Here is a 7,910-nt window from a genome sequence, read left to right on the forward strand (position 1 = left end):
GATGAAGCACAATAGTTATATCTTGATGTCGTTGCTTCTGTTTGGTGGAGTACTGAAAGCAAGTGCCCAGCAGACGAGATTGGATACAACAAAGACGCAACAGATAAAGGAAGTTGTTGTCACGGCTGACAGACAAGGTCGGAAAGTAGGCGAGATTCGGCGAACGGCAGAGCAACTTAAAGTAGAGATGCCCATGGACATGAACGACTTGGTGCGTTATATTCCATCGGTAGGCGTGTCTGTTTCGGGTTCAAGAGGGGGTATGCGAGGCTTTGCCATCCGTGGTGTTGAGGCCAACAGAGTGGCTATTTGCATCGACGGCGTACTGCAACCGGAAATCCAAGACAATGTCGTTTTCAGCTCATATGGGCTTTCCAATGCCTCAAGAATAGACTTCGACCCTTACTTTGCCTCGTCGGTTGAGATACAAAAAGGGGCCAATTCCTTCGCAAGTGGAACGGGAGCGTTGGGCGGAACGGTGAACTATGCGACCAAAGATGCCCGAGATTTGATAGGTGAAAACAAGTCTTGGGGTCTGTTGTCTACAGTGAATTACAACGGAAAAGAGAACCTTCGGACCTACCTTTTGGGTGGAGCTGTGCGCTTAAAGCATGTTGATGCCCTCCTGATGGCAGCGCATCGGGATGGCAATGAACTGCGGAATTTCTCACATGGAAAGCTCACCCGCAACATCACTTCTACGCAAATAGACCCGATGGACTTTCATCAAGCAACATGGTTGGGCAAACTTTCTTATGCACCGAACGACAATCACAGGTTCGTTTTGGCGTTCTATGCGATGAACAGAAAGACAAATGCCGACATTTGGACATTGGAACCGATTGATGCTTTCACGGCAGACGGGAAGCCATACTATTATTCTCACGATCAATCGTTGTGTCGGTCGCTGTCATTTTCCTATCGTTTTCTGAGCGAAAAGGGGCTTATTCGGAAGTTGACGACCAAGGTACATCATCAGAATTCCTATTTGGATGCCAGTTCATGGACTGACTTCTATCGACCGAATTTCGACCTTGTGAACAGTGAAATGACCCTTGTTTATGAGGGAAAGCACACGAAATACAGAGGACAGGCAACGAAAGACCATTTGTTTCGATTGGAGTTGGACTCCAAGAAGTTTCATTTTGGGGCCTTTGGGCAGCATATCTTCAACCTGACTGCAATGGCAATGCGGCGAAAAAACGATACGCGGAACGTTGATATGGAGGCTCCGCAGGCCTCAGACCCTGTGACCGGATACACTGTCAGAATGGGAAAGGTCTACCGATACGGTGAACCTATGGGCGTGTTTGCACAGACCTACTCGTTCTTGAACCCCATAACACGGTTGAATTACGGCGTTTCTCTCATGGATGATATCGCCTTTGGCAAAAAGCTGACCATGAAATTAGGGGCCAGATACGACCGTTTTACTACGAAAGACGACCGAAAAAGCGAGGGACAAAACCTTGGATATATCCATTATCTCCTGCAGAACATGCAGGGAGCTGTAATGAATTTCGACCCCATCGACGACAAGGAAGCCGGCTTTTCGTTCTTAGGTATCGTGTCATATGCCCACAGTCAGCTCCTGAATGCATCGTATCGGTTCTCTACGGGCTTTAGAGTTCCCAACACAGAAGAGCAGTATTTCCAGTTCTACAGTGCGTGGCCATCATTCGTTGTCCTGTCGAACAGGGCCTTGAAAGCCGAGAAATCCTATAATCATGAGTTGGAGTTGAGTGGCAAGGGCTTGGGCTTCGGCTATTTATTAAGCTTCTATTACAACCATTATGCCGACTTTATCGAGTTGAAACAAGGCACATTAACGGTGAAAGAGCCGCTGATGCAGACGCCCAAGAACATTTCCTACGTGAAGAATGTCAACCAAACATCGGCCAATCTCAAAGGTTTCGATGTCGCGTTGCAGTTCTATCCCGAAGAATGGACGGGAATATTGAAAGGCTTCATGGTTTCTTCTGCCTTCAGTTATGCCGAAGGAAGGTCTTCATCGGGAATGAGTATGCTGGGCATTCAGCCGTTAACCGGAAACATCGGACTGGAGTATACGGCCCCAAAAGCACGCTGGCAGGTGAATGCGAAGGCTAATCTTTATTTTGCAAAGCCCGTTTCTCAGACCACATTCTGGGACAAAGACGCCGCAGGGAAAGAGCTGATACGACGCTATCCGGCCTCATTTATGAGCAATGCTTACACTTTTGATGCCTATGGATATTACAAAATAACCCGCAACCTGACCGTGAGGGCGGGCATTTACAATATCCTCAACAGCGAATACCTACGTTGGGACGATTTGAGACAACTGACAAATCCGGCCTTACTCTCTAACATCAACTACTTCTTTCAGGACGGAAAGAAGTCATTAAGCCGTTTCTCCCGTCCTAAAAGATATGTTTCTTTGGCACTTGAATATAAACTATAAACAAATAAATAAATGAAAAAGACCGTAATCATAGCAAGTTTGCTTGCGACAATCCTCTTTTCTGCTTGCGACCAACGCGATACTATCGACGTATACGAGACAAGCAGCACGCCGGACCTTAGCAATCCGATTGTTCAGAAGCTGACAAACGTGACTTGGTACAAGAACATCGGCATCGAGAACACCACCGTTTGGACCACGACAAAGTTCAAAGAGAAGGCTTCTTCTCCCTTTGAAAGCATGTTATATATGATGGCTTGGATGGGAATGGAGCTGAGACGCGACGGCAGTTCCACGCTTTTGTTCCAACCACCGCTTGGAGAAAAGTCTTATATCTTCTGTCAGGGAAAGTGGAAAGTCTCTACAACCGAGAAGAATACTATTGTCGTTGACACGAAAACTCCCGTGGGATATATCAACATGAAGCTTAAGGTGAAAGACCTACAGGCCAAAGATAATGTCAGTATCTTGACGGCATTGATCGACGTGGGCGACCGTGTTCTGATGATAGACTTCTATAATAACACCTCCATCTATGGCGATAACCCGCAAAAAGAGTTTCCCGGTATCGGCAAATCCACAAGCCAAGACTGGTTTTCCACAATGCCCGTGAGTCATAATCCGCTGTCTTTGGCAAACTATGTCAACACTTCTTGGGAGACAATTTCATATAAAACGGAGAACAAAGACGAAGCCGAAGACGACGCACAACTGTCGGTTCGCTCGCTGTTTGTTGAGGATTTGCTGACCAAGACGCCTGCTTTCCTCTATGGATTGAAGCTATCTTTGGGAAAAGATAATAAGGCGTTTATTCAGGTTCCGAAGCTGATGAAAGACGTATTGATGAAGAATTGGAACGATTTATACGAAGATAACTATCCCATAGTGAATGCAACTTGGCGGATAAATGGCAGTAAAATCATCATAGAGACCGACGAAATGCCTCATCTCGGCATGGGAGAAGTGTTGTTTAACCTTATCACCGACAAGTCGCAGGCAGTCTTCGTGCCTTCCAAAACACCCGAGAAAGGAATTTATTTATGGAGACATTTCTATTATATCTTAGAGCTTGTGAAGAACACAAGCAAAGGCGCTTGGTTCAGAGTTACGTCGGAACAAGAGACACACTACGTGTTTATGCTGAAGACTCCGATGCCCGACACTTCTAAATTCGTGGGAATCAAGGACGCTGTTCGCCAATTGAATTAAACAAAGAAAGCCAGATTGAATATGAAAAAGTTTGTATATACCATTTTATCGCTGCTTAGTGTGGCCCTGTTTGCATCGTGTGAGAAGGGCGAAATCCTGAACCTTGTCACGCAAGACATCGATTTGAACGAGAATTCTGCCGAGTATCAGGACTATATGAAAGAGCGAATTGACACGTATTTAGCTACTTATCGTTTCGAAGAAGCAAGGAAAGGCATTGCCAAAATCACTGATGTTGCAACGCAAAAAGCGCTTTGGGCCAAGTATAAGAAGTTCTATCAAGAAGCCTTAACACATGGCTGTGGCTACATTCTTGAAAGCGGTGACACGCTATTCTTAAAGGTTAAGAACGACGATGAGGTTGCGCCGAGCCAATTGAAAACCCTAAGTGAGTTCTATGATTACGTGGGATTGAAATACACCAACAAGGAAGTTACGTTGTGGGGACTGGCTAATTATCCCGCATTGGAGACGTTGGCGTTTCCTTCTTGCTTTGTTTCTAAGGTGAAAGACCTTGATAAACTCACGCAATTAAAGGTGTTTTCGCTCGTTGCCAACAAGGAAAAATACGAGTGGTGGTTCACATCTAAGCCCTTCAAACCCATCGATATGGCCGGCTACGACCTGTCAAAGAACAACCGATTGGAGACACTTCTGTTCGATGGTGTCAATCTTTCGAACCTCAAAACGCCTGCACATACGATGAAATCCTTGGAGCTGAAGCATGGCGTTTACACCAATGCCAACCTCAACGACATTCATGCAAAGCGGATAGACATTGAGAATTCGGATGCTGCCGACGAGCAATTGATTGTCAATAACAAGGCGCTTCAATACTTGGCACTGTCAACCAACACGGAAGAGAACAAGGGGTTCAAACGCTTGGACGTTGCCCATTCGTCGTTACATAAGCTCTATGTGGTTGAAACCTCGTCCATGACACGCTCTTTAAAGAAGATAGTTTTGAACGATAAGATTGACACTTTGACCGTAGGAGGCTATACCTCGCGGGCCGATGCCCCGCAGACAAGCGTCGAACTTGAGGGACTTTCAAGACTGAACAAACTCAAATTCTTCTCATATAACCCCGATTTCACTGCGGTGGCAACAAAAGATTTGCCTGCAAACATCGAGGAACTGTATATCGGAGGCTCGGGAAATGTACCCTATAAAGACGACGATTCGTTCGATTACTCACGCCTTACGAAGCTCAAAGTCTATTCAAACGGGAAGTTTATCTCGGCAAATATGAAGCTACCGACACAGGTAGACTCTATCTATCTCTTTCCTTCAAGTGCCTTCGGAGACGTGAAATACCTCGATTTCTCGCACACAAAGCTCACTTCGGGCCATATTTATATAGGGAGTATCGATAGAAATGGCAAGCCGATACCGATGTTCAAGCATATCACTTTCCCTGCAACACTGAAACGGATAAGTTTATATAACCTGAAAGCCGAGGTGGTTGATTTGAGCCGTTGCACGCAACTTGAGTCTTTGTTTATTGACGATACGGCCGAAGATGAGTTTGCCGTAAGGAAGATTATCTTGCCGAAGAACCTTAAAAAGAGTGCCTTCAAAAGGCCAAAGCGGCAGTTTTCCAGGGAATATCAAATTTATTTCCAAGATATTTCCAATAAAACGGTGATTGAAAACAAGCCTTCTTGGTTGGTGAGCGACGGTAATGGAAACTACGGAGTGGAAGGAGATAAAATATATAATTAACTTTTTTAATGATTAAAATAATTGACAATGAAAAAGAATGTATGTAATTTTTTAGCCGTTCTCTGTCTGTTGATGGGGACCGTAACCATGGTTTCGTGTTCAAAAGACGACGATGCAACCGGTGGAAAACAGGAACCCGTGGTGCAAATGAACCTTGATGAGAAAGCAAAAACGGCCACGATAGCCGTGAACAAGCTTGATGCCAACACCCATGTGCAGTTGGTTTATGCCACAGCTCGCGGGCAGGTGCTTGCCGAAGGCTTTGCCGACGACAAGGGAACAGCCCTGTTTAAGGTGGAGCAATTGGTGGGCTACGAGCAGATCCTGAAGGTCGTTGTTCAAGAAAACGAGCGCGGTAAGACCGTCAAAGAACTGAAAATACCGGCTGCAACACAGCAATTGACACAGCAACAACTGCAGAGTTTGCTGACAAAGCAGGCGTGGAACTCGGTAGCAAAGAAGTCGCGTGTGCTCATAAAGAACAGCGATAAAACGCCTTACGACAGGCTCGCAGGCGAAGCACAGAAGACTTTCAAGTTCGAAACCGGCGGCAAATTCATCTTCACCGTGTCGAGTCCGATGAAGCATTTCGATGATAAAGGAACGTGGACCATCAGCAATAAGGTGCTAACCATCAGCACACGGATTCCCATCGGACCCTTGGAGATGAAGAATGTGCGGGTGAATAAACTCACAGATAGCGAACTTTCGCTTCTGGTAGAGCTGTCCGACGGCTTGTTCCTGATGGGTTTTGAACCGGAGAAATAGACAAACAGAAGCTGACAGCGGGAACTTCTCCCCGCTAAAGTATGTACACTGCGCTGTAGGGACGCACAATCCGTGTGTTCCTACAGTTGTGTTTCTACGTGTTTATGGTGTTTTTGCACGGGCAATCACCGTTGCATAATCCCCGTCATAGGGGCCGTTGTGCTCCAATTTCGATGTACACATGGCGGCAGCGAACCGTCCCGACTCGGCATAATCGGCCCCGAGACTGCGCATATACAGGTAACCGGCCGAGTAGGTGTCGCCACATCCGGTGGCATCCACCACTTCCCGGGGCTTGTAGGCAGGGATTTCATAAAACCGGTTGTCGGCATAGATGAGGCTTCCATAGCTGCCTAAGGTGATAATCACCTCTTTTACGCCCAGTTCGGCCAGCTGCAAAGCCACCGTGCGTGGGTTCTTCGAGTTGGCAATCACTGCCATTTCGTGTTCGTTGAGCTTGAGAATATCGGTGCAAGAAAGGATTTCCCGCTTGTCTTTCCAGTCCACATGATACACGTTTTCGCCCCGCACTTCGCGCAAATAGCCCTGCACATCAATCGAAATACGGCCTTTTGTGGAAAGGAATCTGACCACTTCTGGCGGGAAATCATCGGCCAACAAGCTGCCCAAATGGAACACTTTGGCCTCCAAAGACTGCATTTCTGCCATCGTGAAAGGGGCCGCCTTGGCCAGCACGCGCTGCGTTCTTCGGTTGCTATCGAGGCCATATCGGTTCTCAAAATATACGCTATGCGGACTCTCAAAGCACTGCACTTCGATGCCTTTCTGACGCATACGGGCCACCTCATCAAGCGATTCCGGTCCCGTTTTTGTGACCAATTGGAACGCAATGTCATGCGGCAAATGGTTGATACCATAGGCCATATAGAAGGCAGTTCCGCCCGCCATGTAAACGGTTTTGCGCGGAGTCACGATCTTGTCGCGGGTGATATGCCCCACACAACATAAATCTTTCATTCGCTGTTTCACTGATGTTGAATATTACAAAGGTACAAAAAATATTCAAATAAGAAAACTTTATATCGCTTTTTAGTGTTCTTTGCCCGACAATATCATTCATACCGGGTTTGCATTCGACTGCAAAAAGCATCATCTTTGGCGCAGGAAAGCCTCCAATCGGGCCTCCCCTTTTTCCATTTCATACCCTCATGTGTTTGCAAAACGGCAGTGGTGAGACCGTAGGGACGCGCGATTCGTACAACTTATTCCCCGTTTACTCGTCAACTGTCAATTGAAACGCGAACGGACGCACGAGCCGTGCGTCCCTACATGCATTCGAGTAACACGTCACGTTAGCCACATTGATAATCAACGGCTTACATATCGCGTTCCAATGTCAGCCATATTAGCGTGCAATATGGCCCATATTACTGCGCAATCTCAGCCATTTTACCACGCAAAAGTACATATAAAATATGAAAAACGGAAAAATGCAGCGATAACGTTATCAATCAAAGACTTAAAAGGGCTTTTGGTAGCAGCGTAATGCCAACCGTGTACGGTCTTTATGCCAAACAGTGACAGCGTTCCGTCTCCTATTCGTAACCCCTGCAAGGGGGATGATAGACAGGTGGAAAATCAAGGAAATTCGCTCTGAAATAGGCTGTTAGGCTGAAAATTCCCACCCGGCGGTTTCTTATTCCGCGTTCCCCTCGATTTGCTTAGTGGACAACTGCTCCACAGTAAATAATTTTGCAAACGAAAGGAACAAAAGCAATGAGAAGTACATTTTCAGTCATCTTCT

At 46.4% G+C, this 7,910-nt stretch carries 5 protein-coding genes; 4 read left to right on the forward strand and 1 reads right to left on the reverse strand.

Features of this window, described 5'->3' with window-relative positions; all coding sequences use genetic code 11:
* Position 1: 1 nt before the first annotated feature.
* From H164_RS0101985 to H164_RS0102000, 4 genes are read left to right on the forward strand one after another with little or no spacing between them, the layout of a single operon-like run.
* Positions 2–2,443: a TonB-dependent hemoglobin/transferrin/lactoferrin family receptor gene (locus H164_RS0101985; protein WP_238315279.1), complete on the forward strand. Its 2,442-nt coding sequence runs from the start codon at positions 2–4 to the stop codon at positions 2,441–2,443.
* Positions 2,444–2,455: 12 nt separating this feature from the next.
* Complete coding sequence (locus tag H164_RS0101990; RefSeq protein WP_019967065.1) at positions 2,456–3,652, forward strand: hypothetical protein; 1,197 nt, start codon at positions 2,456–2,458, stop codon at positions 3,650–3,652.
* A 21-nt stretch (positions 3,653–3,673) separates the two neighbouring features.
* On the forward strand, positions 3,674–5,377 hold the full coding sequence (locus H164_RS0101995) for a hypothetical protein (RefSeq protein WP_019967066.1): 1,704 nt from the start codon (positions 3,674–3,676) through the stop codon (positions 5,375–5,377).
* A gap of 27 nt (positions 5,378–5,404) precedes the next feature.
* Positions 5,405–6,145: a hypothetical protein gene (locus H164_RS0102000; RefSeq protein WP_026356205.1), complete on the forward strand. Its 741-nt coding sequence runs from the start codon at positions 5,405–5,407 to the stop codon at positions 6,143–6,145.
* 102 nt (positions 6,146–6,247) lie between these two features.
* Here the strand turns inward: H164_RS0102000 and H164_RS0102005 are convergent, their stop codons facing one another.
* Complete coding sequence (locus tag H164_RS0102005) at positions 6,248–7,123, reverse strand: PfkB family carbohydrate kinase (RefSeq protein ID WP_019967068.1); 876 nt, start codon at positions 7,121–7,123, stop codon at positions 6,248–6,250.
* Between the last annotated feature and the right edge of the window lie 787 nt (positions 7,124–7,910).

Origin of the sequence: Segatella maculosa DSM 19339 = JCM 15638, assembly GCF_000382385.1 — a bacterium.
Lineage (GTDB): Bacteria > Bacteroidota > Bacteroidia > Bacteroidales > Bacteroidaceae > Prevotella > Prevotella maculosa.